General features: G+C 40.6%; 22 protein-coding genes. 13 read left to right on the top strand and 9 right to left on the bottom strand.

Features of this window, described 5'->3' with window-relative positions:
* Positions 1–30 precede the first annotated feature (30 nt).
* From ACVA58_RS26675 to rfbB, 8 genes are all read left to right on the top strand, one after another.
* Positions 31–1,110, top strand: coding sequence for a glycosyltransferase family 4 protein (locus tag ACVA58_RS26675; protein ID WP_446513285.1), 1,080 nt, complete (start codon positions 31–33; stop codon positions 1,108–1,110).
* Complete coding sequence (locus ACVA58_RS26670; protein WP_446513284.1) at positions 1,107–2,270, top strand: aspartate-semialdehyde dehydrogenase; 1,164 nt, start codon at positions 1,107–1,109, stop codon at positions 2,268–2,270. Before ACVA58_RS26675 ends, ACVA58_RS26670 begins: the two co-directional genes overlap by 4 nt.
* Positions 2,271–2,275: 5 nt before the next feature.
* The gene (locus tag ACVA58_RS26665; RefSeq protein WP_446513283.1) at positions 2,276–3,022 is read left to right on the top strand and encodes a WecB/TagA/CpsF family glycosyltransferase; all 747 of its coding nucleotides are present in this window, start codon (positions 2,276–2,278) and stop codon (positions 3,020–3,022) included.
* Positions 3,023–3,033: 11 nt separating this feature from the next.
* On the top strand, positions 3,034–4,440 hold the full coding sequence (locus ACVA58_RS26660) for an undecaprenyl-phosphate glucose phosphotransferase (RefSeq protein ID WP_446513282.1): 1,407 nt from the start codon (positions 3,034–3,036) through the stop codon (positions 4,438–4,440).
* Between the two features lie 323 nt (positions 4,441–4,763).
* The gene (gene galU, locus ACVA58_RS26655; protein ID WP_446513281.1) at positions 4,764–5,684 is read left to right on the top strand and encodes a UTP--glucose-1-phosphate uridylyltransferase GalU; all 921 of its coding nucleotides are present in this window, start codon (positions 4,764–4,766) and stop codon (positions 5,682–5,684) included.
* A gap of 232 nt (positions 5,685–5,916) precedes the next feature.
* Positions 5,917–7,263: a phosphoglucosamine mutase gene (gene glmM, locus ACVA58_RS26650; RefSeq protein ID WP_446513280.1), complete on the top strand. Its 1,347-nt coding sequence runs from the start codon at positions 5,917–5,919 to the stop codon at positions 7,261–7,263.
* 306 nt (positions 7,264–7,569) lie between these two features.
* Entirely contained in the window at positions 7,570–7,935 is a 366-nt protein-coding gene (locus ACVA58_RS26645; protein WP_446513279.1) for a VanZ family protein, read from the top strand.
* Between the two features lie 97 nt (positions 7,936–8,032).
* Positions 8,033–9,040 carry a dTDP-glucose 4,6-dehydratase gene (gene rfbB, locus ACVA58_RS26640; RefSeq protein WP_446513278.1) on the top strand — a complete coding sequence of 336 codons (1,008 nt, stop codon included), beginning with the start codon at positions 8,033–8,035 and terminating at the stop codon, positions 9,038–9,040.
* A gap of 72 nt (positions 9,041–9,112) precedes the next feature.
* Here the strand turns inward: rfbB and ACVA58_RS26635 are convergent, their stop codons facing one another.
* The 8 genes from ACVA58_RS26635 to wecA form a co-directional block, all read right to left on the bottom strand.
* Complete coding sequence (locus ACVA58_RS26635) at positions 9,113–9,862, bottom strand: glycosyltransferase family 2 protein (protein WP_446513277.1); 750 nt, start codon at positions 9,860–9,862, stop codon at positions 9,113–9,115.
* A gap of 33 nt (positions 9,863–9,895) precedes the next feature.
* Positions 9,896–10,987 (bottom strand): glycosyltransferase family 4 protein, encoded by a 1,092-nt coding sequence (locus ACVA58_RS26630; RefSeq protein WP_446513276.1) that lies wholly within the window; start codon positions 10,985–10,987, stop codon positions 9,896–9,898.
* Positions 10,962–12,227 carry an O-antigen ligase family protein gene (locus ACVA58_RS26625; protein ID WP_446513275.1) on the bottom strand — a complete coding sequence of 422 codons (1,266 nt, stop codon included), beginning with the start codon at positions 12,225–12,227 and terminating at the stop codon, positions 10,962–10,964. The genes ACVA58_RS26630 and ACVA58_RS26625 overlap by 26 nt, the downstream gene beginning before the upstream one ends.
* A 20-nt stretch (positions 12,228–12,247) precedes the next feature.
* Positions 12,248–13,078, bottom strand: a complete 831-nt coding sequence (locus tag ACVA58_RS26620) for a glycosyltransferase (protein WP_446513274.1) — start codon at positions 13,076–13,078, stop codon at positions 12,248–12,250.
* Entirely contained in the window at positions 13,078–14,103 is a 1,026-nt protein-coding gene (locus tag ACVA58_RS26615; RefSeq protein WP_446513273.1) for an ATP-grasp domain-containing protein, read from the bottom strand. Before ACVA58_RS26615 ends, ACVA58_RS26620 begins: the two co-directional genes overlap by 1 nt.
* Positions 14,104–15,318, bottom strand: a complete 1,215-nt coding sequence (locus ACVA58_RS26610) for a lipopolysaccharide biosynthesis protein (protein ID WP_446513272.1) — start codon at positions 15,316–15,318, stop codon at positions 14,104–14,106.
* A gap of 56 nt (positions 15,319–15,374) precedes the next feature.
* Entirely contained in the window at positions 15,375–16,418 is a 1,044-nt protein-coding gene (locus ACVA58_RS26605; protein WP_446513271.1) for a Wzz/FepE/Etk N-terminal domain-containing protein, read from the bottom strand.
* Between the two features lie 80 nt (positions 16,419–16,498).
* Positions 16,499–17,554, bottom strand: a complete 1,056-nt coding sequence (gene wecA, locus ACVA58_RS26600) for a UDP-N-acetylglucosamine--undecaprenyl-phosphate N-acetylglucosaminephosphotransferase (protein WP_446513270.1) — start codon at positions 17,552–17,554, stop codon at positions 16,499–16,501.
* Positions 17,555–17,880: 326 nt separating this feature from the next.
* Here wecA and ACVA58_RS26595 point away from each other — a divergent pair, with 326 nt between their 5' ends.
* From ACVA58_RS26595 to ACVA58_RS26580, 4 genes are all read left to right on the top strand, one after another.
* The gene (locus ACVA58_RS26595) at positions 17,881–18,309 is read left to right on the top strand and encodes an arsenate reductase/protein-tyrosine-phosphatase family protein (RefSeq protein WP_446513269.1); all 429 of its coding nucleotides are present in this window, start codon (positions 17,881–17,883) and stop codon (positions 18,307–18,309) included.
* Between the two features lie 254 nt (positions 18,310–18,563).
* The gene (locus ACVA58_RS26590) at positions 18,564–19,952 is read left to right on the top strand and encodes an MBL fold metallo-hydrolase RNA specificity domain-containing protein (RefSeq protein WP_446513268.1); all 1,389 of its coding nucleotides are present in this window, start codon (positions 18,564–18,566) and stop codon (positions 19,950–19,952) included.
* Positions 19,953–20,111: 159 nt separating this feature from the next.
* On the top strand, positions 20,112–21,278 hold the full coding sequence (locus tag ACVA58_RS26585; RefSeq protein WP_446513267.1) for a nucleotide sugar dehydrogenase: 1,167 nt from the start codon (positions 20,112–20,114) through the stop codon (positions 21,276–21,278).
* 145 nt (positions 21,279–21,423) lie between these two features.
* Entirely contained in the window at positions 21,424–21,774 is a 351-nt protein-coding gene (locus tag ACVA58_RS26580; RefSeq protein WP_446513266.1) for a hypothetical protein, read from the top strand.
* A 57-nt stretch (positions 21,775–21,831) separates the two neighbouring features.
* On the opposite strand, the gene mnmC is transcribed toward ACVA58_RS26580, so the two are convergent.
* A complete protein-coding gene (gene mnmC / locus ACVA58_RS26575) occupies positions 21,832–23,904 on the bottom strand; it encodes a bifunctional tRNA (5-methylaminomethyl-2-thiouridine)(34)-methyltransferase MnmD/FAD-dependent 5-carboxymethylaminomethyl-2-thiouridine(34) oxidoreductase MnmC (protein ID WP_446513297.1) in 2,073 nt (690 codons plus the stop codon).
* A gap of 201 nt (positions 23,905–24,105) precedes the next feature.
* On the opposite strand from mnmC, the gene fabB reads away from it, so the two are divergent.
* On the top strand, positions 24,106–25,317 hold the full coding sequence (gene fabB, locus ACVA58_RS26570; protein WP_446513265.1) for a beta-ketoacyl-ACP synthase I: 1,212 nt from the start codon (positions 24,106–24,108) through the stop codon (positions 25,315–25,317).
* Positions 25,318–25,735: the final 418 nt, after the last annotated feature.

The raw sequence follows: 25,735 nt of genomic DNA, 5'->3' as shown, positions 1-25,735 counted from the left end.
AATGAAGTTAATGTATTTTTTTGGTATGGTATGAAAAAGCATATAAATTTAATGATCGGTACAAATTACCATGGACAAGGTGGTATTGCTACTGTAGTACAAGTTTTGCGTTCAATGAAATTATGGGATGAATGGAATGTGAGATACATTAATACCCATTCATCATCAAATAAAACTAAACTTTCATCGATAATATTGTATTTGACGAGTTTGTTTAAAATATTTTTAGCTCACTTATTTAATAATGTTGGTGTTTCTCATATACACATGTCTTCGCGAGGCAGTTTCATTAGGAAGTCCCTGATAGTTAGGTTGTGTAAAATTTTAGGTTCAAATGTAATCATCCATTTACATGGTTCAGAGTTTCAAATTTTTTATAATGAAGAATCAGGTAGCTTTCAACAAAAATATATAAGAAATACTTTCAACAAAGCCGACTCTGTTATCGTTCTCTCTACCCAATGGGCTAGTTGGATGCATACCATTGTAAACGACATTAATAAAGTTTCTGTTGTTTATAACGCTGTCCCTAGTCTTAAACTTGACAGAAGTAATGTAGTTAAGGGGCAAGTTCTATTTTTAGGGCGATTAGGTAAAAGAAAAGGCGTTGATGATCTCATTATGGCATTTAAAAAAGTCGTGAGTTCAGTTTCTTATGCCAAGCTTTTGCTTGGAGGCGATGGCCCAATTGAGCAATATAAAGATAAGATTAGTGAATTAGGATTAACTGATAACATCGAGTGTATTGGTTGGGTTGCTGGCGAGCATAAAGCCAACCTGTTGAATGCTTCTGATGTATATGTACTACCTAGTTATAATGAAGGTTTTCCTATGGGAGTGCTCGAAGCTATGTCATCAGGTGTTGTAGTAGTTTCTTCAACAGCTGGAGGAATACCTGATGCAATTACTAACAAAGAGGAAGGGTTACTCATTGAACCTGGCGATATTGATGCATTAGCGGAAGCTTTGGTTGAAATGATTACTAATCGCGTACAAAATCAAGAACTTTCAAATAGAGCCAAAAACAAGTTTGATAATTGCTTTAGTATTAATGCTATTGAACCGCAGTTGGAAAAAATATATAAAGAACTTAGCATGGAAGTAATATGAGTAATCTCGAGATAGACCAATATACAAAGCTAGTTTTAGAAAGTATAAAATCAGACGATTACGCAGGCTATGATCCATTTGATGGACTAAACAGTAATTTTTTCAAAGCTTTCCCCAGTTTAAAAAATAGTTTATTTGGACTTTTTTTTTTACAATTAAATAAAAGATCTCCTTTTAACTTTAGAAAACTGTTAGGTGTGGAAAAAAAACGGAATCCAAAAGGAATTGGTATTATAATTTTAGGCTTGTTGCAAGATTATTATCGCACGAAAGATAATAGCTATTTAATTGAAGCTCGAAATTTAGCAGATTGGCTTTTAACTAAACGTTGTGATGCTAATGATTGGCAACATAGCTGCTGGGGTTACCATTTTGATTGGAAAGCCCGGGCTTTTTATGTACCGACTGGAAAACCGAATATAATTACGACATGCTATATATCTAGGGCTTTATACGAGTTGGGGTGTGTTACTGAAAATAAAACTTACTGCGATATTGCTCTTGATTCGGCATACTTCATATCAAAAGTGCTTTATACGGAAGTAAATGGAAACTCTTTTTATGCTTATATACCTGGTGAATTAGCTTTCGTACACAATGCTAGTCTCTGGGGAGCTGCTTGGGTTGCTTTTGCTGCAAAAAAACTCGAAGATGATGACTTACTTGAAGAAGCTTTAAAAGTTACAAGAGAATCAACTAACGCACAAAATAATGATGGTTCTTGGGCTTATGGATTAAGGTCTCATCATCAATTCATAGATGGTTTTCATACTGGATATAATTTAGAAGCATTATTATTAATAAAGGAATCATCTGGTTCAAAAGAATTTGATAGTCATATAGAAAATGGTCTAAATTTTTATTTAGACAACTTCTTTACTGATGATGGAATTGCAAAGTATTATAATGACAATATATATCCAATCGATATGCATAGCTTCTCGCAGGCTATTATTACTTTAATTAAAGTCGGTGGAAAGAAAGAAGACTTAATATTGTGTGATAAGCTGGTCGATTTTGCTACGAGAGAATTATTTATTAGTAATGATAATCAATTTATTTACCATAAAACAAAATACATAACTAATAAAATAAACTATACACGTTGGACTCAAGCTTGGTCCTATTATGCTTTATCACTTTATAATAACAGTAAGTAACAATTATGAGCCGTATTGATTTTCTAAATACATCTATGGATGTTTTATCTATGGATGAGACTGTCCACGAAATTAAGACAAGAATTGATGATAAACGATTTACTCAACATGTTGTAGTTAATGTTGCAAAAATTGTTAATTCACGAAAAGATATTCAGTTAAAAGAGTCTGTGGAGTCATGTGATATCATAAATATTGATGGTATGGGTGTCGTATGGGGAGCTCGTGCTCTTGGATATGAAATTCCTGAAAGAGTTGCAGGTGTAGATTTATTTCATAACCTGATAGCTATGAGTGCCAAGAATGATCTTCCCGTATATTTGCTCGGTGCTAAAGAAGAAGTTGTTTCAGAAGTAAAAGAAAAGCTATCAATACTCTATCCAAATATCAATGTTGCTGGTTATCATCACGGATACTTTTGGGATAATGAGGAAGATGTTGTTAAACAAATAAAAAAGTCTGGAGCTAGATTGTTGTTTGTTGCCATTACTTCACCTAAAAAAGAAAATTTCATCAATAAGTGGAAGGAACAACTAGGCGTTGATTTTGTGATGGGTGTCGGTGGCACTTTTGATGTTGTTGCTGGAAAAGTCAAACGTGCCCCTGTTTGGATGCAAAATGCTGGATTGGAATGGCTGTACCGCGTAATTCAAGAGCCAAGAAGAATGTGGAAAAGATACTTGGTTACTAATAGCAAATTTGCTTCTTTATTATTGAAAGAATTACTTCGTAAAAAGTTCAAGTCAAATTAAATGGTGTGCTTATGAAATACCAACAAGGAGTTTTACAAAGTCGTCAGACTACTGTTGCAATGTTTACTAGATTTGCAGATTCAATAGTAATATTAGCTAGCTCTATTTGGGTGGCGTATTATTTTGTCGAGTTAACAGATGCCGCTAATTATTTGGCTGCATTTATTGCGATGCTATCATTTTACGCTATCTGCGAATTACAACATTTTTATGTGTCATGGCGTACAACCCCATTTCGTATGGAAGCATGGCGGTTAAGTGTTAATTGGCTTTTTGCCTTCTTGGTCGCGAGTAGTGCCGACTCAATGCTGCACTTTGACATGTTCTCGTCAATTACCCATCAATTGACTTGGTTTGGTTCAACTTGGGTTGTCTTATTGTTGTACCGTCGTTTATTAAAAATGATACTGCGTGCCGCACGTGGTCGCGGTTATAATACAAGGCAAGTTGCTATTGTTGGTGCAGGACGTTTAGGTCAAGAGCTTGCGAAACGTATAAATCGCTCGCCTTGGATGGGGCTGAATATTGTGGGGCATTATGACACAACAGACTACGTAGAGTCAGAGCATACTTTACCGGTTGCACAAGTTCATGGGGATCTTGAGCAACTTGTATTAGATGCAAAAAATGGCCTTATTGACAAGGTGTACATTGCGCTGCCTGTTTCAAAGCAATCTTATATTGCCTCTCTAGTCAATGAACTAGCTGATACAACTTGTTCAGTTATGTACCTCCCTGATGTTTTCACTTTTGAACTTTTGCATTCCAGAAGTGATAATTTAGGTGGTTTGCCTGTGATTAGTATTTATTCTTCACCAATGGATGGTTCTAACCGTATTTTGAAGCGCTTTTTTGACCTTGTTGTTGGTAGTCTCATTTTGTTGTTGATTTCCGTTCCTATGCTGGTGATTTCCTGTGCGGTTAAATTGACATCTCCTGGTCCTGTATTCTTTAAACAACATCGTTATGGTATAGATGGTCAAGCTATCAAGGTTTGGAAATTCCGTTCTATGAACGTGATGGAGAACGGTGATAAAGTTACTCAAGCTAAAAAGGACGATAACCGCCTTACTCCGATTGGTAGTTTTCTTCGTCGAACTTCACTAGATGAATTACCTCAGTTTATTAATGTGATTCAAGGTAGTATGTCAATTGTTGGCCCACGCCCTCACGCAGTTGCTCACAATGAGGAATATCGTAAGCTGATTAACGGTTACATGTTACGTCACCTTGTTAAGCCAGGTATCACCGGATGGGCTCAAATCAATGGCTGGCGAGGTGAAACCGATACCTTGGATAAAATGGAAAAACGTATCGAGTTTGACTTAGACTATATCCGTAACTGGTCTGTGTTTCTTGATGTAAAAATTGTATTTTTAACTATTTTTAAAGGGTTTATAGATAAAAATGCGTACTAAAGAAATAAAATTATGTGTTAAATCTTGACTTTAAAGGCAATTAGAAATTTAGTCACTATTCAGAATGGTTTGCATAATTAAAATTACTACCTAGTTAATGATGAACTACCATTTTTGTCTATTATTAAATAATCATTTGTAAATTATAGATGTTTTCGCTTTTACATCGTTTTATTTTGGTTTCTTAAGCAGGTTGTTTTCGGTTACGCAAGAGCTTGCTTTAAACTTTATAAACCCCGCAGCCAAGCTTTTAACTTTTAAATAATAATTATTAATTATAATATATCTAAGCTCTTATAAATCCCCAAAATCAAGGAACAACAATGAGTACAGTAAAAAAAGCTGTCATCCCAGTAGCAGGGTTAGGCACGCGTATGCTTCCGGCAACAAAAGCTATCCCAAAAGAAATGTTGCCAATCGTGGATAAACCGCTTATTCAATATATTGTCAACGAGTGTGTATCAGCAGGTATTAAAGAAATTGTCCTTGTGACCCACTCATCAAAAAATGCTATCGAAAACCATTTCGATACCTCTTACGAACTTGAAGCTACCTTGGAAAAGCGTGTAAAGCGTCAATTGCTGGATGAAGTGCAGTCTATCTGTCCTCCTGATGTGACTATTATGCACGTGCGTCAAGGCCACGCGAAAGGATTGGGTCATGCAGTGCTTTGCGCCAAACCGTTAGTGGGCGATGAGCCATTTGCTGTCGTCTTGCCTGATGTGATTTTGGATGAGTACACTGCTGATCAGTCAAGAGAAAACCTTTCGGCTATGTTGAAGCGCTTTGATGCGACAAAGGCTAGTCAGATAATGGTAGAGCCGGTACCTATGTCTGAAGTATCTAAATACGGTGTGGTTGACTGTGGCGGTGCCGAACTTCATGGTGGTGATTCTCATGCCATGACAGCAATGGTAGAAAAACCGGTTGTTGAGGAAGCGCCTTCGAATCTAGCTGTGGTTGGCCGTTATGTGCTGTCTTCAAATATTTGGCAGAAGTTGGCGATTACTCCCCCTGGTGCCGGTGATGAAATTCAGCTTACCGATGCCATTGATATGCTAATGGCAGAAGAAGCCGTTGAAGCTTTCCATATGACGGGTAAGTCTCATGACTGTGGCGATAAGCAAGGCTATCTTCGTGCATTTGTTGAGTATGGCCTACGTCATGAAAGTTTAGGCGAAGAGTTTAAAGATTACCTAAACTCACGATTTAATTCTGCTTCATCATTAAAAGCGGTTAGTTAATTTTCTGGCGCCTATTTTGAGAACTATAAGTAGGTAGCTAAGTATTGTTATTTGCAGCTATTTACGGTTTATTTTTTTTATTCAGCTTAAAGTGGAGTTTAAAATATTATACCTGAGTACAATTGGTCTATTCTCCCAAAATTAATACCATGCACTCTAACTGATAAAAGCGTTAGGCTCTTACCAAGGTTTCAAAGAGTGATTTTCTTTTTTCCACACGATTACAATAATCATGACTAGAAAATATTTCGGCACCGATGGTGTACGTGGCAAAGTGGGTGAGTACCCAATTACCCCTGATTTTGCATTGAAACTTGGCTGGGCGGCGGGACGTGTATTGTCCCGACTTGGTACTAAAAAAGTGATTATCGGTAAAGATACTCGTATTTCTGGCTACATGCTGGAATCAGCGCTAGAAGCAGGCCTTTCAGCGGCGGGTATTAATGCTATCTTGACTGGCCCTATTCCAACTCCGGCAGTGGCCTACCTGACCAAGACGTTTCGTGCGGAAGCGGGGATTGTGATCAGTGCTTCACACAACCCATATTACGATAACGGTATTAAGTTCTTCTCTGAAAGCGGTGAAAAGCTGCCGGATGAAGTCGAGCTGGCGATTGAAGCTGAGCTAGACAAAGACATTCAGTGCGTATCTTCTGACTTGCTGGGTAAAGCCAAGCGTATGGACGATGCTGCTGGCCGTTACATTGAGTTCTGTAAAGGCACCTTCCCATCAGCGTTGTCACTTGCTGGTATGAAGCTGGTAGTAGACTGCGCAAATGGTGCGGCTTACCACATTGCTCCTGCGGTATTTAGCGAGCTGGGTGCAGAAGTGATTGCGATTGGTGATAAGCCAAATGGCCTTAACATCAACGACAAGTGCGGTGCTACTTCGATGGGCATGCTGCAACAGGCTGTCGTCGAGCACAATGCTGATATGGGTATTGCCCTAGACGGTGATAGCGACCGTATTATGATGGTTGATAGCCAAGGTAATGTTATTGATGGCGACCAAATTCTGTTTGTACTTGCCAAGCAGGCATTGATCGACGGTCAGCTTAAGGGTGGTGTGGTAGGTACTCTCATGTCTAACATGGGGCTGGAAGTTGCACTTGGTAAGCTAGGTATTCCGTTTGTTCGCGCTAACGTTGGTGACCGCTATGTGATGGAGCAACTGCTTGAGCGCGACTGGTGGTATGGCGGTGAAAACTCAGGCCATGTTATTTGCCGTAACTTAGTAACCACTGGCGATGCCATTGTTGCTGCTCTTCAGGTTTTGGCAGTAGTTGCCCGCAGCGGAAAGAGCTTGGATATGCTGGTGGCTGACATGCCAATGATGCCTCAGATCTTGATCAATGTTCGTTTCGGTGGTGAAAACCAGCCGTTGGAGTCTGATATGGTTAAAGCTGCTGTGGTTGAAGCGGAAAAAGCGATGGAAGTGGGCACAGATACACCGAAAGGTCGAATCTTGCTGCGCAAATCAGGCACTGAGCCATTGATCCGCGTAATGGTAGAAGCTGAAACTGCAGAAATGGCACAGCAATGGGCTGAGCATATCGCGGAAGCGGTAAAAGCTGCTTGATTCAATACCGAGAGATGAATTTTTTAAAGTTAAAATGTCATCAGCTATTTTGGCTATCCTATTTACTTAAGCCTGCTGAATAGCGTCATTAATTTATTTAGCAGTAGTGACAGCTGCCACTCATCTTGTATTTCCGTTTTAAATAATATGATATATGGGCTTGCTACGTAAAAAGGCCCATATACACTTTCCTGCTTTACACCTCTCCTACCTCCAACCAAAATTTCCCAGAACCCAGAACCCAGAACCCAGAACCCAGAACCCAGAACCCAGAACCCAGAACCCAGAACCCAGAACCCAGAACCTATGCTAAAACGACTCCCTCTATTGCTTTACGCTATTCTGATCCTGTTTCTCTCACTTAAACCTACCGGCCCAGAGTTAGTCTCTATACCCCATATCGACAAAGTGCAGCACTTCATGGCTTACGCGGTGTTTGCCATTGTTGCGGCATATGCGGTGTCGACCAAACGCGCTTTTTACAAGTCTTGTATTGCCATTGTACTGTTTAGTGGTGTGATTGAACTTATCCAGCCTTATTTCGGGCGCGAGTGCTCGGTTTTTGATTTGCTTGCTAATTCTCTTGGTGTCGTTTTAGGCATGCTCGTTGCTGCTGTGGTGAGCAATAAACAAGTTTGGCTGTGTGATTTCCTAAACTTTAAATTGGATTAGTGTAAAAATTCCGAGTTTAGAGCAGCAAAGAGCGGTGTTTCCAATGATACTTTTTGCTATAGCTAAAGTGATATAAATACAGAGTTGTAAGAAGAGTATGAAAATTTTAATCACAGGTGGGGCTGGCTTTATTGGCTCTGCAATGGTTCGCTACCTCATTAACCATACAGATGACACTGTTATCAATGTTGATAAGCTTACCTATGCTGGAAATTTGGAGGCAGTCGCTGAGGTAAGGGATAGTCCAAGGTACGCTTTCGAACAGATTGATATTTGCAATAAATCTGCATTAGAGAAGGTGTTCACACTCTATCAGCCTGATGCAGTGATGCACTTGGCTGCTGAAACGCATGTCGACAATTCTATTGATGAGCCTGTTGCGTTTATACAGAGCAATATTGTCGGGACATTTACGCTGCTAGAAGTTGCCAGAGCATATTGGCTTCAGTTGGATGAGAAGAAGCGCTTAGGTTTTCGCTTTCTTCACGTTTCGACTGATGAGGTTTACGGCGATCTTGAACAAAATGGAGCGCCATTTACAGAAACGACACCATATGCCCCAAGCAGCCCATACTCTGCCTCAAAGGCTTCAAGTGATCATCTGGTACGAGCGTGGTACCGCACTTACGGGCTGCCAATACTGGTGTCAAATTGTTCAAATAACTATGGTCCATTTCAGCACTCTGAGAAACTCATCCCTTTGATGGTCAAACATGCATTAAATGGGCAATCTCTTCCCATCTATGGTGACGGCCAGCAAGTACGAGACTGGTTGTATGTTGATGATCATGTAAGGGCCCTTTATACGATGTTGAAGATAGGGAAGGTTGGAGAGACTTATAACGTTGGTGCGAATAATGAAGTAAGGAATATAGACCTTGTAAAAGCACTCTGTAAAATTCTTGAAGAACTGGCACCTAATAAGCCGGCCGGTGTTAAAAATTATAGAGATTTAATCACTAATATTTCTGATAGACCGGGGCATGATACACGATATGCCATTGATGCAAGCAAAATTAGAAAAGAGCTGGATTGGAAGCCTGAAGTGACTTTCACAAAAGGGATGCTTAAGACCGTTGAGTCATATCTCAACAAATTGGCGTGAAAGATATTTGGGTAGATAACAGTGGATGTCAGCCACCAGTTGTAGTCGGTGGCTGATCTAGCTATAAATAGCCTACTTTCTGAATACAGCGCGGTAAGCGTAAGATGTAAAGCAAATCATGGCTTTAATTAGGCCTAATTTTTCAATGTCACGGTAAATTTCCCACTGGCGCATTGCTTTTTTCACCTTGTTTCGAGATATCGAGTTCGGTGTGATGCGATAGTAGGTCATTGGCGTGTTTAGTACATAAGCTTTTTTGCCTGTTTTTAACAGCTTGAGCCATAGGGCATAATCTTGGCCTGTACGTAATAAAGGCATTGATATGTCGGCAAAATCGTTCTTTTTCAACATTACGGTAGAGCAGCCAAGTGTCGCTCTTTTCATCAACATATCGTTGTAGTCAAAGCCGCCTACTTGGGCTGCATCCACTGATTGTCCTGTTAATTGTGCAGATGTATCAACGATTGAATATGCTGTGAAGGTGAAGCTATGGTTGTTGTCTGACATAAAGCGTATTTGCTCTACTAGTTTTTCAGGCAACCACAGATCATCACTATCGATGAAAGCGATATATGCGCCCTTTGCGTGACTTATTGAAAGGTTTCTTGAAACAGCAGCGCCTGAATTTATCGCATTTTTGAATATTTTAACTCTATCATCATTGGCTGCAATATCATGCAAAATATCTAAAGTGTTGTCACTTGAACAGTCATCGGTGACTAACCATTCCCAGTTTGAATAGCTTTGATTTTTAATTGTGTTATAAGTGTCTTTGATATATTCAGATGAGTTAAAAGTTGCTGTAATTATTGATACTAACAATTTTTGGCCTCTTAGTTTTATTCAAACATGGGATTAGTTCAAAAGTTTCACGTAGTTTTGGTAGTGCCTGTCTGCAATTGTGTTGATGTCAAAGTTTTTACTTTGCTCCATTAGTTGGTCTGTCAACACAAGAGATTCCGCAGCCTCAATAACCTGTTCAGCGTTGCAGAAAGTCGCATTCAGCGATAGCTGTGCATAATACGGCTTTGATAAAATAGACTCAATGATGGGTTCAGATTGAAAGACTACAGGAACGCAGTTCCAGGATATTGATTCAATGACAACATTTGGCATGCCCTCTCTTTCTGAGAAAAAAAGTAGCATCGCTGCTTTTTCATAAAGGCTATCGAGTTCATCCTTCGGTAAATTTCCCGTAAACTGTATCGTACCTTCATTAATGTAATCCTCAGCGAAAGCATAGCATGAGTTATAGTAGGTTTGATCAAACTCAGGAAGGGATGGGTCATTAGGGCCGACCAGTAACAGCTTGTAGCCTTTTCTATGAAGATGGTTAGCAAAGAACTTAATGGATTCTAATGGCCGCTTCCTCGGTACAATAGCACCGACAAATACTGCAATCTTTTCGTTTTTGTTTGGTAGTATACTGTTGTTTACGAGGTTAACACCGTTCGGTATAACCTCGATGCTTATATCAGGGCATGATTGCATGTTTTTTTCATAAATGATATCAGTTAACGCGTTATTGATATCAATACGGTTCAACAATACTTTATTGATTGATCTCTTGAGGCTATTTCCAGAGAGCAAGCTATAAAAGTCATCTCTTCCATCTAACGTTGACTTCAAGAAAACTTTTATTTTGAGAAATAAACAACAAATAATGACAATACGGTGGAAGCCATGTAAGTGTATGACATCAATTTTGTTTTTTTTCAAAATGCGGAACAACCATATCAGTTTTGATAGATTGTTTTTGGGCATATTGTAAACTTGAAATAAACCATCATTATTCTTTAATTGACTTTTTTCATCAATAGCAGTGTTGTCTGATATAAATATGTTATTAACATTGTGGTTTTGGCTCAAAGTGTTAGCAAGTTTTCTTGCTTGATTTGAAGCTCCACTATAACCCCAATAATTATAAACGACGTGAGCAATATTCATTTTGATTTTTAATCTGCTTTGGTTTAAATGATGAAATGTATGCAATTATAACCCAAAAGTACATGACAAAAGGGAAGTTTCTATTTAAGTCATTCCCTAAATTCATGACTAAGAAGGCGATAAAAAAAGCATTAATAAAGTGAATCTGTGTGTTGTGACTATTCTCAATATTTCGCCTATTTATTATAGCTCTAACAATGATAAGTAAATAAAGGATAAAACCTATAAGGCCAAAATCTATTAGATTTGAAATATAGCCATTTTCAATCATTAGGCCACCAGAGGTTTCAGCTGGATTTGATGCACCGGCACCTAAACCCCACAGGAAATACAGTGGATTGTCCATTTCAGATAATGCAGTTAACCAGTTAGTAACTCGGGCATTTTTGGTATATGTTTCAATGGATATTAGATTCGATATTCGATATAGCAAATCTGGATTATTCTTTATTAATGAGAAAGCGATTGGAAGTAGCATTAATATCGATAAGCAAAATACACCTATTGTAATTTTTTCTTTCTTCATGATTCCTATAGCATAAAAATATGCCATCATAGCCAGGAAAGCCAGTAGCGCTAACCGGCTAAGAGTAAAGAAAATAAGTCCAGCGTAAATCAAAGTGGCAAACCAAAATATTAGCCATGCTTTGGTTTTATTCGTCTTTATTGCGAAATAAAAGTTAGCAGCAAGTGCGAAGCATAAGAACACTCCGTAATTGATTGGGTTTGAAAATGTTGATATTAACCTATCTCCTGCAGCTAAAGTAACATGGCTCATATCAGACTTGTCGACACCGTATATTATGCCAATGATTTCAGGAGAGAAGAATTCTATACAGCCAATAACAGAAACAACCATACCCTGTATGGCTATGATTTTGACAAATTGTTCAAATCTATCACTTGTGATGATACTACTATTAAGAAGCAATAAAAATGCGATAACTATATATCCAACTTGAAACCTAACACCATCAACGATCAGCGCTAAATTTCTTTCTCCAATGATGTGAAGTAGGCAGTAAACAGAGAAAATGCCTATCAGGAGCAAAGATTGATTCTTTTCGATGCTCTTGTTTCTCATCGAGACTAGGATTAGGAGCCCGATAACTGCTACTTGTGCTAACTCTTTAGTTATTCCAATGAATGGAATTCGTGAAGAAAGCGCAGGTAAAAAAGCTGATATACTGATTAAAAAAGCGAGAATATACCAGGATGCTGATTTTAAGTGAAGTTTCATAATTGAATTTTTTCTTAAAACTATCTTACATGCTTTTTAATTATTGAGCCTGATAGCATATGCTTTAAAATATATAAGGTGTCTTTATAAGATCCTTTTTTCTGGATGGCTTTTTTGATCGCAAAAGCAATAATGATCGCAAAAGATTTAAATCCAAAAATATGTCTGAATGCGGCACCTTTGGCTGTTAGTGTTTTTTCACACTTGAAGTTCTGTCCTGAAGACTCTTTAGGATGAGTATTAATGTAATATGGATATCGTTTAACTATACAGCCAAGCTTGATTAAATCAGTAACAAAAATGTACTCTTCACATGAGGGAAGTGAGGTACCAAGGCCAAATTGCTCATTAAACCTGACTCCTAGAGAGTTTACTTTTTCTCTGTTAATACATATTTCAATACTGCTAACTTTAGCGGCACTAACGATATTTAAATCTTTGTTAGTGTCGGTATAGGATTTGAAATCGACACCACAGTCTGTTTTGACTCTTCCAATGGCCACATCGACTTCATCACTGCCTATCTTTTTCAGCATATTAATAATCGCACTTTTCTGGTAATGATTATCATCATCTGAGATAAAGCACCACTTTGAAGTGGCATTTTCGAGCGCGATGTTTCTGCTTCGACTTAAACCTTTTCCCTCATCAACAATACATTTAACATTTACATAGTGTTGTTGTAAGGCATCACGCTTTTCTTTGTAGGTGCTAATATCATCCTGGTTCAACAGTTGATGAACAATTATAATTTCTGGCTCAAGACCTATTATATTTTTAAATACGTCTTCAACTTGGAAGATCCCATCACCGCATGTTGAAATTAATAATGAAAAAGACTGTTCAGCCATTATTTGCATCCTAATTGAACGAAGCGGCAAAGTGATTCAGCATAGAGCTCTTCTAACTCAATATCACCATTGATATTTTTATTCCATTTTGATTGCACTTTGTCAAAGGTAAAGTATTTGTTTGCCGATAGCGCAGTATATGGGCCAAAATGTGGGGCTTGAAACTCTATCACGTAACAATCATTGTTATTGACAGCAACATCGATAGATAGGTAAGGAACATCCAGTTTATTGAAAGTATCACGGCAGAAATCTAATACTTTACTATCGATTTCATCAACTAATTCAAATAGGTTGCTTCCACTTGCTCTGAAGTCATTCTTACGGATATTTCTTTTGAGACAAAAGTACTTGTCTCCAAAAACGAGTACTTTGAAATCATGAGATAGGTTTGGAATCAGTTCTTGCTTACATGCAGGCAATACTGTCTTGTAATAAGCATTTTGTTCTTCAGAGTAAGTCTTATGCTTCAGATTTTTTTTGATGACTTGCTTTAGGTACTTTATGATTAAACTAGTACCAGAAAACTTCATTATATTTTTTAAATGGAATCGTTTTAAATCATTTTCATCTTTAGCAAGAGCTACACCATTACTTCCTGCTCCATCAATGGTTTTGATAACACATGGGTAGCTAAATGAACTAGGGCTAGCATCACCAAGTACAATGTATTCTTCCGCTGGTTTTTTTACCCCTAATCGAGCTGATAATAAAGCCTGATACCCCTTATTCTCATGACATTTTATCATGTCGAAATTAGGAATTAATGTACCTCCTCGTGACTGAATGTCGAAACAAATATCTTCAATATACTGTTTCCTTTTCAAATTTTGACTGGATGAGCTAATAAAAATATTGCCATTGATATCTTTACTATTGATGGCTTCTGAATATTCGATCGTTGCTACTTCAATGCCGTGTGCCGCCATATGATGGCGAAGTGACGTTATGTCTAAAGTAGACCAAGGCTTTAGGTGTTGTGAAAAAACTTCATTCTGTGTGAGTATATAAATTTTATTATTCATTTATGCGTCTTTTCCAGTTTTATTGACTTCCAAGGTAAACCCTAATGCTAACAAGCCCCTAGCAAAGAGAATTAGCAAAGCAACACCTGTGGCTTGATAGTTATAAATTAGGATAATACCAACAACAGCGCTTATTAGCGATGTGGAAATTGAAATTTTTCTATATGCTTTATCTTTTTTATTTGGTAAAAGGTGACCATATACAATAGAGTTAGCAATACCCGCAAAAAATATACTTGGCAATAAGATAAGCAGGTAGAAATATGAGTCAGTAAAATGTGAACCTAGAAATATATCTATAATCTTTTCACCAAATAGTAAAATTACCGTAGTAAATACGGTGCATATTGAAAGATTGGAGATAATCAAATTTTTCAATTGGCTTTTGTTTTGCTTGAATATTAATGGATATGCTGCTTTTGTTATTACATTTTGTGCAGTTAGGGCGAGAGCTGATAGCCTGTTGGCTACACCAAATAAAGCAAAACTACTTTGAGGAATGATACTCCCAAGAATTAGGATAGGGATATTATTATATAAGTTCGGTGCGAGGATACCTATAAATGTACTGTTGCCTTCAATAAATTTGTCTTTTGTATCTTTAAAAGTCAATCTGATAAAAGAGAGTTTATACTTCTTCTTAATTTTAAAAAGCACCACACAAGATAGGATTAGGAAGGGTAGCGATGATGATATAAATAGTAAATGCAAATCATCAGGGCTCCTAACAAATAATACAACAACAACTAAAAAGCATAATTTGGACAATACTGTCGTAACTGCATAGTACTTAGCTTTACCTGTGGCATGCAAAAACCATGGTGATAAAATGTAATAACCTAAAAGATATATGGAAGAAAAAGTGATAACGTTATTTACTTCTTCATAGTCCATTAATTTTAATGCAAATGATATAGCTATGAGGTATAGCATTAATAATATCAACCTAATGAGTTGGTATTGATTATATATCGCATTAATAGATTGTTTTTTTTGATCAGACTGAGATATATCTCTCACACCTACAAGGTTTGAACTAAAGTCGATAATAGTATGACCAAAAATTATAACTGTGCTGTAGAAAATATATATACCATATCCAGAAGTGCCAATTGTACGTGTTAGAATCGGCATTGTTATGATAGGTATCAGCATTGTAATAATATCTGAACTGCCAAATGATAATATATTTGATAGTAACTGTTTATTTTTCATTAAATTAAGGTCTAAAAGACAAAAGGGCTAAATTAGCCCCTTTGTATGTGTAATAATTATTGCTTGTAAAAGAATCTACAAATCAGTGTAGCCATTGATAAAAAGGCACCTAGAAGTAAGCCAATAAGCAAAATTAACTTTCTACTCGGGTTATCTCTACTAAATGGTAAATTTGGCTTTTCAAGGAATCGCACTGAATTAAAGCTAGCATTTTCTTCTATTTTTATTCGGCTTAATGATTTTAGTTGTTCTTCTAGAAAAGCAAGTTCAGGCTCAAATACAGTTAAGTCTTTTAGAGAGCTAAGAATGGTTCTCTTTTCATCCAATGCTTTACTACCTAACTCTATTGGGAACATTTCATCTTGTTTGATTTGCTGCATTGGCCTTTCTAGGCCTGCGGCATCAGCCATTCTTAATGCGAATTCTGTCTTTGTTTTCTCTGTCTCCAATGAAAGGGCAGCGATTCTTTTTAAAGATTCCATTCTACTTGTTAATTTAATTTCTTTTCTAGTTATGTAAGAATTTAGGCTGTTGATTGTCTTACTATTAACTTTTTGGTTTATAAAAATTAGATACTCATTTAAGAGTGCTTTGCTTCCTGAAGCAGAGTGATAAGAAAAAGAGACGTTATAAAAGCCACGATCACTTTCCAAAGAGCGGATTTCATATGTCCATTCATCAATGAATTTGCGGAGTTCTTCTTCATTATCAATGGATTTACTCTTACTTAACTCTTGCAAATCTTCATTTTTTTGAATGAACTCTTCCTTGTTGTTTTTAGAATTGAATGCAGTGATGAATTCCTTGAAAATGTTTTGTTCGGACAGAATATTATCCATAATGTAGTCGCTTTCATCTGTCGAAAGAGCGCTATCAGCTGTCGCGATGTCTTCTCTAATTTTGTTTGCACTAGTTCTTTCGCTTGAGGTTATCTCTGCCGTTGATGTCCACCATTCCTGACTAGTAAAGGTATATACTAAAGATATCAGGCCAAAGGCTATACTTGTCAGTAGTATCCAGTGCTTCTTGCTAAAGAGGTATGAGGTTAATTCGCCTAAATCAACGTAGTTGTCTTTATCTTCGCTATTATTTTTTTCCACGCTACCGCCCTCGGTGTTAACCGCTTATACCTTATAAATATTAATCAAGTTGTGTAATTGTAACTAAATTTGATGTTAAGTTACTGTGCCTGCTGCGGATTCTTCCGCAACACTTTTACTACTTTCCAAATGTTCTCTATCAATACAATGTATACAACAAAGAACCCAATGAACGACCAAAACATAACATATTCAGGAACGTTATACACTTCACCTAAAATACCTGCCCCTGCAAATAGAGCAGATAAAGAGCAGATAGCGATAAGGGTGCTCACAGAATTTAAACCGATTCTTTGGAATATATGATGCAAGTGCTCTCTATCGGGCTTAAATGGAGAGCATCCTCTACGGATTCTGCGTACCATGATTGATGTCATGTCCATTAATGGGATAGCTATTAACCACAACGCCGTAACGGGTCTAAGAGGCGATTTTGCACCATTTTGGCTCGCCAATAAAAGCATCCATATAACGGTAAATCCGATTAGCATACTTCCAGCATCACCCATAAACACTTTTCGTCTTCGGCCAAAAGCACCCAGGTTCATCATTATGTAAGGTATGATCGATATTACAATGATGACCAAGAAATACGCTAGGTTTGGTTGACCTTCGTAGTAAAGGATCAGGGCAAGCGAGCTAAACGTGACAATAGAGAGTCCACCGAGAAGCCCATCGATACCGTCAACCATATTAAACGCATTAATTGCACCAATAACGGCAATAACTGTGATCAGGTAGCCAAACATACCCAAGTCAATATCACCAAAGCCAACTAAGTCTCCAAGCGTATGAAGCTCAAGATCTGCGAAATAAATCATGCAGATTGACAAGGCTCCTTGCAGCAGCATTCTGAGTTTGAAATCTACATCAAACTTGTCATCTATTGCCCCAACAATCGTAAGAGTAACGATACAAAAAATGTAAAGTCCTGAATCGTTGAGAATTTGCGGTTGATAGTATAGGTACTGGGCTAAACAAATGCATATGGCAATGCCGCCTACTAAGGGAACTGCACCTTGGTGAAGCTTGCGTTCATTGGGTTTGTCAACAAGGCCAATGCGCTTAGCAAACTTTCTTAAGAGAAAAAGGGCTGTAAAAGATGAAAAAAAGACGAAAAAGAAGTCTGCTAACATTGGGTACTACTAGTGTTGTGTTTAAGCTATCGTTGGACGATTTTAACAAATTTTAAGATCTTACTGAAGCATTAAGCCTATTACAAATCGTAAATGTTTAAAAAATATGCATATGTCATTGATTAATTTGACCCAAATCCTTTTGGGTTGTAAATATATGCTTCGCTTATTTGGGGTGTGTAAGTGATTTAAATCAATAGGTTAAATGATTTATGAAAAGATAAACAGCTTGATGTAGACTCCGTTGTTTGATTACGAAACTAATCAGAGAGAGGTATGTATTCGCTACGTTTATTTCTCATCTGAATATGATGAATAGGAATACTATGTTTAATAAAATTCTTGTGGTGTGTGTGGGTAACATTTGTCGTTCTCCGTCTGGTGAGTATCTTTTAAGGCACCATTTACCTAACAAACATATTGCATCGGCAGGTGTTGGTGCTTTGGTTGGTAAGCCTGCTGACCAAACTGCGTCAGAAGTTGCTTTAGAGCACGGTATCAGTCTTGAAGGTCATGTTGCACAGCAGCTGACAAGTGAATTGTGTAAAGATTACGACTTGATTCTTGTTATGGAAAAGGGTCACATAGAAGCGGTTACGAGTATTGCCCCGGAAGCTCGTGGTAAAACTATGCTATTTGGTCAGTGGATTGGTCAGAAAGATATTCCGGACCCATATCGCCAAAGCCGTGAAGCCTTTGACTTTGCTTATGGGCTGATTGATGAGTCAGCCAAAGCGTGGGCACAAAAACTGTAACTGTAATAGTTTTCAATCTTGGTGCTGGTTATCAGCACCAACTTTAATTTCTTCCATTGCTTCCTTTCTTTATCCCTTCCATTGAACTTACCGTCCTCCTTTATCTAGTGAAGTTGTTCTAGGCTTTCTAATCATGCAGTTGAGATGATTATAAGCAATTTTTTTCGTGAACTCACTCGGGCTTGTTGGGTTAATAACTATCGGAGCATGATGAAATAGAGAAAATCTCTCAAATGTTAACGAGGGGATCACATATGCAGATTATTCACCACGGCGCTTATAAAGGTGTTACAGGCTCTTGCCATGAGCTGAAATGGGAAAAGTATGGCATATTGATTGACTGCGGCTTGTTTCAGGGCTGTGAAGCCCCTCATTCATTGAATATTGATTTTCCCGTGGAGCATATTCAGGCCCTGGTACTGACGCATTGCCATATTGATCATATTGGGCGTATTCCTTGGCTATTAGCCGCCGGCTTTCGAGGGCCGATTTATGCCACAGAGGCCACGGCAGCGTTGCTTCCGCTGATGCTTGATGATGGGTTGAAAATCCAGCTTAACCTGAATAAAGCTCAGCGTAGTCAATTTCTTTCCCTTATTAAAAGCTTACTACGGCCGGTCCCTTTCGATTGCCAAGCGCCAGTGATCCTACCTAATGGTGATAGGCTCGCGCTTTATTTTCGTCAAGCTGGGCATATATTGGGGTCCGCCTATGTCGAGGTGGTATTACCTGATGACCAAGTGGTGGTTTTTTCAGGTGACCTCGGCCCTTCCAATACGCCTTTGCTGGTGGATCCGGTCTCTCCCAAGCGGGCTGATGTATTAGTACTGGAGAGTACTTATGGGAATCGTCAGCACCAGCGACAGACTGAAAGAAGTGAAAACCTTAAACAGATCATTGAACAATCATTACTAGATGGTGGGGCGATACTGATCCCGGCTTTTAGTGTTGGACGCACACAAGAGCTGCTGTTTGATATCGAAAGTTTGATTGCTGAGACATTCTCATCCAACTTACAGGTCAAATCTGGTCATATGAAGTGGCAAGAGCTCCCCATTATTCTTGATTCCCCCTTGGCAGATAAAGTCACTAAGCAATACGAGATGTTTTGTCGTTTGTGGGAGAAAGAGGCGATTGGCCGGCAAAATATCGGACGCCATCCGCTGTCATTCGATCAATGCATTACCGTGGATTCTCACCATCAGCATCTATCCATCGTCAACCGCTTGTTATCAACCAAAGAGCCCGCTGTTGTTGTGGCTGCCAGTGGTATGTGCAGCGGTGGACGCATATTGAATTATCTTGAGGCCTTGCTACCTGTACCCTGCACAGATGTGGTCATGGTCGGTTACCAGGCGATGGGAACTCCGGGTTATGCGCTGACTCGTGGAGATAAAAAGGTTGAATTAAATGGCAAGACAATCGAAGTAAAGGCCAGAATACATAATCTCTCTGGGTATTCAGCGCATGCCGATCAATCCGATTTGGTGCAATTTGTTGCGAATATCGAGCAAGGTCCCAGAAGGATCCACCTTGTCCATGGTGATCTTCGTGCTCAGACTGAACTTGCTCAAGCTCTGCAGGTTATGCGTCCGGATTGCGAGATGGTAATAGCGGCTGAACAGAAAATCCCCATTGCTTGATCTTAGATATTATGTTGATAGGTTACTGCTATGCTCAGTGATTTAACTAGGGTACTATCCATTCTAGTTAGATCTTTTATGAGTCATAATATTGCGAATAATTTGTGAGCAGACCTTTATGCTGTTTTATTGATTCGCACTAGAAATTGAGGTTGAGTAATGAAAGTTACCGTAGCTGGTACAGGGTATGTAGGTCTGTCCAATGCCGTACTGTTGGCACAGCATAATGAAGTCATAGCACTTGATATTATTCAAGATAAAGTTGACTTGATTAATCAAGCTATCTCACCGATTGAAGATAGAGAAATTTCCCAGTATTTAACAGATAAAACGCTGAACTTGAAAGCGACGACTGATAAAAAGTTGGCTTATCAAAATGCGGATTTTGTTATTATTGCGACCCCGACCGACTATGATCCACAGACCAACTACTTTAATACATCTTCTGTAGAAGCTGTGATCAAGGATGTGATGGAGATTAATCCAAAGGCTGTCATGATTATTAAGTCGACAGTACCTGTTGGATACACCCTGAGTATTAAAGGTGAGTTGGGCTGCGAAAATGTGATTTTCTCACCAGAGTTCTTGCGTGAAGGACGTGCGCTGTTTGATAACTTGCACCCATCACGCATTATTGTCGGTGAAAAGTCTGAGCGGGCAGAAGTGTTTGCCAACTTGTTGGTGCAAGGTGCGGTGAAAGAAGATATTCAGGTACTGTATACCGACTCTACTGAAGCGGAAGCGGTTAAACTATTCTCGAATACCTATCTAGCCATGCGTGTCGCCTATTTCAACGAACTGGACTCTTACGCAGAAGCCCATGGTTTAGATAGTCGTCAGATCATCGAAGGTGTGGGTCTAGACCCTCGTATTGGCAACCACTATAATAACCCTTCGTTTGGTTACGGTGGCTACTGCCTGCCAAAAGATACCAAGCAGCTATTGGCTAACTACCAGTCGGTACCGAACAATATTATCGGCGCAATTGTGGATGCGAACCGCACTCGTAAAGATTTCATTGCTGACTCAATCATTGCTAAGAGACCACAAGTGGTTGGCGTTTACCGTCTGATCATGAAAGCGGGTTCCGATAATTTCCGTGCGTCTTCTATCCAAGGCATCATGAAGCGTATCAAAGCTAAAGGGATTGAGGTTGTCGTCTATGAGCCCGTGCTGCAAGAAGAAGAATTCTTCCAGTCTAAAGTGATGGCAGATCTCGAAGAGTTCAAACAACTCTCTGATGTTATTGTCTCTAACCGCATGGCTGAAGAGCTGGCGGATGTTGCTGACAAAGTTTATACCCGCGATCTGTTTGGGGCGGATTAAAACCTTTTGATCCTAGTTCCTAGAAATATCGGGAACTAGGATCTTCTCATTCTCAAGACTCATCTCAAGACTCCCTTTGCCTTTCCTATCTCCATCTATACTTATAACCATATCAATAACTACATGTTGCGCTTTGGGGATAGTAATGATGAAGTTTTCACTGGCGGCAATTTTCATATCGGGCTTTATAAGCCTGTCTGTGTTCGCGGCAGACAATGCATCAACCAATACTCAGGTTAGGCAGGCTCCTACATCTCAGCCAGCGACACCTCAGTCCAATGCAAGTCAACAGCAGGCGAAAGCATCTGTTGAAGCGGCTAGTCAAGAAACCGGCAAAGCGGCGGGCATTGATACCGCTTTTGCAGCCTCGGCGGGTGGGATAACCGCAACTGTCTTGGCTGTCGGTGCCGCAGCGGTTGTTATTGGTGTCGCACTGTCAGATTCTGGCGGTGGTGACGACCCTGCACCTCCGGTAACCGTTCAAGCTGGTCAGTAAATCGCTAAAACAAAAAGCTTGACTCACATTATCAGTGAGCCAAGTTTTTCTAGGTTCTCAAACCTTCTTCCCCTTCACCAATTTCCTCACCCACATCCGTCCCGGATGTAATGCTTCTAGCACACTGTTAGGTAGTGGTAGCGGGTCGCCAGCAATTTGCGAAGCTAACAGTTCGCCGAGCAGTGGGGCTGAGCTCAGGCCGCGAGAGCCCAAGCCAATCATTGCATATAGGTTGTGGTAAACCGGTACCTCTTCTGCGCTTTCTTGCTGGCTTTTCAAATCAGCATATTGTGTTAGTAGCTGGTCATACTGGCAAACATCACCAACAAATGGCAGGTGGTCGCGGCTGGCGCAGCGCACGCCGACACGTGCTTGCTCGTTAGACATATCAATGTCTTGCGGCCAGCTTGCTTCAGGCAGGCAGTCAACTAAACGCTGCTTGTTTTCTGTATGCTCTTCAGGGCTGAAGGTTAAATCAGTGCTGCCGCGGCGGTAGCTGGCACCGATGCAGTGGCTTTCACCGGTGGCATTAACCGGAGTGAGGTAACCATCATAGCAAAGCACGGTTTTCAGCGGGTTCAGTGTCGGGTTGGTTGGGATATGGCTAACCTGACCGCGGACGGAATAGGCCGGAATATCCTGAGTCTGTGGAAACTCGGCAAAGCGATGGCCATTTGCCATAATCACAGTACTATGCTGGTAGTTCTGGCCGTGCTGGTCGGTCAGTAGCCAGCTTTGCTCGCCTTGTTGATTACATTTCTGGGTGAGTTGCTGGATGTCTATTTGAGTTTTGATCTCAAGCAAGCCCATTTCTTGTGCTTGCTCAATCAAAGCACGGGTAAGATCCTGAGGGCATAGCCAGCCGCCTAGCGGGTAGTTGACGCTACCATGGCCGGATACAACGCCAGTGACTTGTTCGGTTTGGTCGACATCCAGCTGGCGGATAAGCGCCTCAGGAAAGCCGCCGGTCATCATTTTTCCTAGCTTGCTGGTGGCATTATCATCCCAAGCCAGTTGGGTTACACCGCACCAGTCATGGGCGAATTCTTTTTGCTTGGCGGCTTGTTCCACAAATTGGCGGGCATAGAGAAATGCAGGGGCAAAAAAGCGCGACAATGCATCATTAGAGCCATTGAGTAATGGGTATACCGCGCCTTGGCGGTTACCGGATGCGCCTTCGGCTGGTAGTGCATCGGCACAATAAAGGGTGGTTTTAATCCCACGCCGTGCTAGTGCTATTGCCGTTGTCGCCGAGCCAACGCCGCCACCGATAATGGCGATGTCAGTTTCCTGTCCGTTCTTATTGCTGGCTGACTTACGGCAGTACCACGGCTTGACGTTAGTGCCGTATTTGCGCTCGGTTACGCTACCGGCCAACATGTCACGCTTGGTGCCAAAGCCTTTGACTTTCTTCATGTCAAAACCGGCTTCAATGAGGCCGCGGCGAACGAAACCTGCCGCAGTGAATGTTGCGGTGCTACATCCAACACGGGCCAGTTTGGCCATCCCGTTGAACAGATCTTGATTCCACATCTCTGGATTTTTGCTAGGAGCAAAGCCGTCGAGGAACCATGCATCTACGATACCGTCATTATTCGTCCATACTTGTGGCATACAGTCTTTGATATCACCAAACCACAGGTCGAGGGTGATCATACCGTCTTCCAACACAATACGGTGGCAATCGGCCACGGCAGGTGGGTAATGGGCATGAAGTTGGTTTGCTAAGTCAGCCAGCTCAGGCCAAGACTGGTGAGCTTTGATCAGGTCGTCCTTGGTCACCGGGAATTTTTCAAAGCTGATGAAATGTAGCTCTTTGGTGGTGGCATCCGGATGTGCTTGACGGAAGGCTTTGAACCACTGCCAGACGGCAAGGAAGTTGAGGCCTGTTCCGAATCCTGTTTCTGCAACCACAAAGCGGCGGCGGTCGAAAGACTCCCAACGCGAAGGCAAGCCATTTTGGTGCAGGAACACGTAGCGTGTTTCTTCTAACCCATTGGCATTGGAGAAGTAAACATCGTCAAAGTCATTAGAAACAGGCGTGCCTGATTCATTCCAGTCCAGTACGGCATTTTCGATTTTTGCCGAGATTTTTTCGTTCAGGGATGGTTTATCTGTATCTGGAGACATTTGGGCTTTATCAGACAAGGGGGAAGCCTCATAGTTGGTGTAACGGGTGATATTGCAGTCGATTGTACCCGAACAACAGGAAAGCTGACCACTTTTGACAGATAAACCCGTTATTATCGTCAGCGTTATACCCAAGTTACCTCCGGTTGTTGATTGTTTCGACAGAGGTTATTTGGGTATAAATGACAGTAGGAATTCATCATGAAACGAGCCGTAATTACAGGCATGGGTATTGTGTCCAGCATTGGTAACAACGTTAAAGAAGTGCTGGAGTCATTGAAAGCGGGTAAGTCCGGTATCAACTTCTCTGAACAATTCGCAGAAATGAAGCTGCGCAGTAATGTTTGGGGCGATTTGAAAATGACCCCTTCAGAGCATATCGATCGTAAGAAGATGCGTTTCATGGGCGATGCTGCCGCTTTTGCTTATCTTTCAATGGAACAAGCAATTGAAGACTCTGGTCTAACGGAAGATCAAGTATCAAATGACCGTACTGGCCTTGTTGCGGGATCTGGTGGTGCGTCTTCTTACAACCAGGTTGCGGCCGTCGATATTCTGCGCGAGAAGGGCGTAAAGCGTGTGGGTCCTTACATGGTACCGCGTACTATGTCTTCAACGGTTTCTGCTTGTTTGGCAACACCGTTTAAAATCCGTGGTGTGAACTACACTATGAGCTCTGCATGTGCAACGTCTGCTCACTGTATCGGTCATGCACTTGAACTGATTCAGCTTGGCAAGCAAGACGTAGTGTTCGCTGGTGGTGGTGAAGAGCTAGATTGGTCTTTGACCATGATGTTCGATGCCATGGGCGCACTCTCTACCAAGTACAACGACGATCCATCTAAAGCATCACGCACATATGACGCAGACCGTGACGGTTTCGTTATTTCTGGTGGCGGCGGTATGTTGGTTGTCGAAGAGCTGGAGCATGCATTGGCTCGTGGCGCGAAAATCTACGGCGAGATCGTTGGCTATGGCGCAACCTCTGATGGCTACGACATGGTAGCGCCATCGGGTGAAGGCGCGGTGCGTTGTATGAAGATGGCGATGCAAAATGTAGACAGCATTGACTACATCAATACGCACGGCACATCTACACCAGTTGGTGATGTGAAAGAGCTTGGCGCTATCCAAGAGCTGTTTGGTGATAACAGCCCAGCGATTTCAGCCACCAAGGCGATGACCGGTCACGCATTGGGTGCGGCGGGTGTTCACGAAGCGATTTACTCAACCTTGATGCTAGATAACAGCTTTGTTGCACCAAGCATCAACATTGATAATTTGGACGAAGCGGCTGCAGGTCTTGATATCGTGACTGAAAAGCGCGACCAAGAGCTGACAACGGTTATGTCTAACAGCTTCGGTTTCGGCGGTACAAACGCCACATTGGTTATCAAGAAGTACGAAGCTTAACCGACTTTTGTCATTTTCCAGGGGTGGCACTGACTAAGATACTCAGCTAGAAAGCCTTTTGCGGGGACTGCTCTAGCTGTTATATGACCTTGAGTCAGTGCCTAAAAAACAGACGCGACATTGGCTGTGTGAATAGTATTTTCTTTTGCGGGAGCTGTCTATGATCCCAGTCGGTGTTTTATTTCCTGGACGTTCGCCCAGCAGAATTTCTGCTGGGCTTTTTTATGCTTTAAAAGCGGGTACTGGCAAGGGCAGATCCTAGAACCTGGGAGGAGCGGTAAAAACTGGGCCTAGGAAAAGCGGGAAGAACTTGACGTGATATCGCCATCAGCTCACGTTTCTGCAGGACCCAGGACCCAGGACCCAGGACCCAGGACCCAGGACCCAGGACCCAGGACCCAGGACCCAGGACCCAGGA

Source organism: Photobacterium sp. DNB22_13_2, from assembly GCF_052873915.1.
Note: the sequence above shows the minus strand (reverse complement) of the source record. Positions and strands in the feature narration are given on the sequence as shown.

Coding starts and splice junctions, on each gene's coding strand:
- ACVA58_RS26625 (WP_446513275.1), bottom strand. CDS start 12,227: ATGAAACTTCACTTAAAATCAGCATCCTGGTATATTCTCGCTTTTTTA.
- ACVA58_RS26665 (WP_446513283.1), top strand. CDS start 2,276: ATGAGCCGTATTGATTTTCTAAATACATCTATGGATGTTTTATCTATG.
- ACVA58_RS26660 (WP_446513282.1), top strand. CDS start 3,034: ATGAAATACCAACAAGGAGTTTTACAAAGTCGTCAGACTACTGTTGCA.
- ACVA58_RS26675 (WP_446513285.1), top strand. CDS start 31: ATGAAAAAGCATATAAATTTAATGATCGGTACAAATTACCATGGACAA.
- mnmC (WP_446513297.1), bottom strand. CDS start 23,904: ATGTCTCCAGATACAGATAAACCATCCCTGAACGAAAAAATCTCGGCA.
- ACVA58_RS26610 (WP_446513272.1), bottom strand. CDS start 15,318: ATGAAAAATAAACAGTTACTATCAAATATATTATCATTTGGCAGTTCA.
- galU (WP_446513281.1), top strand. CDS start 4,764: ATGAGTACAGTAAAAAAAGCTGTCATCCCAGTAGCAGGGTTAGGCACG.
- ACVA58_RS26615 (WP_446513273.1), bottom strand. CDS start 14,103: ATGAATAATAAAATTTATATACTCACACAGAATGAAGTTTTTTCACAA.
- ACVA58_RS26645 (WP_446513279.1), top strand. CDS start 7,570: ATGCTAAAACGACTCCCTCTATTGCTTTACGCTATTCTGATCCTGTTT.
- ACVA58_RS26620 (WP_446513274.1), bottom strand. CDS start 13,078: ATGGCTGAACAGTCTTTTTCATTATTAATTTCAACATGCGGTGATGGG.
- ACVA58_RS26590 (WP_446513268.1), top strand. CDS start 18,564: ATGCAGATTATTCACCACGGCGCTTATAAAGGTGTTACAGGCTCTTGC.
- ACVA58_RS26580 (WP_446513266.1), top strand. CDS start 21,424: ATGATGAAGTTTTCACTGGCGGCAATTTTCATATCGGGCTTTATAAGC.
- ACVA58_RS26630 (WP_446513276.1), bottom strand. CDS start 10,987: ATGAATATTGCTCACGTCGTTTATAATTATTGGGGTTATAGTGGAGCT.
- ACVA58_RS26595 (WP_446513269.1), top strand. CDS start 17,881: ATGTTTAATAAAATTCTTGTGGTGTGTGTGGGTAACATTTGTCGTTCT.
- fabB (WP_446513265.1), top strand. CDS start 24,106: ATGAAACGAGCCGTAATTACAGGCATGGGTATTGTGTCCAGCATTGGT.
- wecA (WP_446513270.1), bottom strand. CDS start 17,554: ATGTTAGCAGACTTCTTTTTCGTCTTTTTTTCATCTTTTACAGCCCTT.
- ACVA58_RS26585 (WP_446513267.1), top strand. CDS start 20,112: ATGAAAGTTACCGTAGCTGGTACAGGGTATGTAGGTCTGTCCAATGCC.
- glmM (WP_446513280.1), top strand. CDS start 5,917: ATGACTAGAAAATATTTCGGCACCGATGGTGTACGTGGCAAAGTGGGT.
- ACVA58_RS26670 (WP_446513284.1), top strand. CDS start 1,107: ATGAGTAATCTCGAGATAGACCAATATACAAAGCTAGTTTTAGAAAGT.
- rfbB (WP_446513278.1), top strand. CDS start 8,033: ATGAAAATTTTAATCACAGGTGGGGCTGGCTTTATTGGCTCTGCAATG.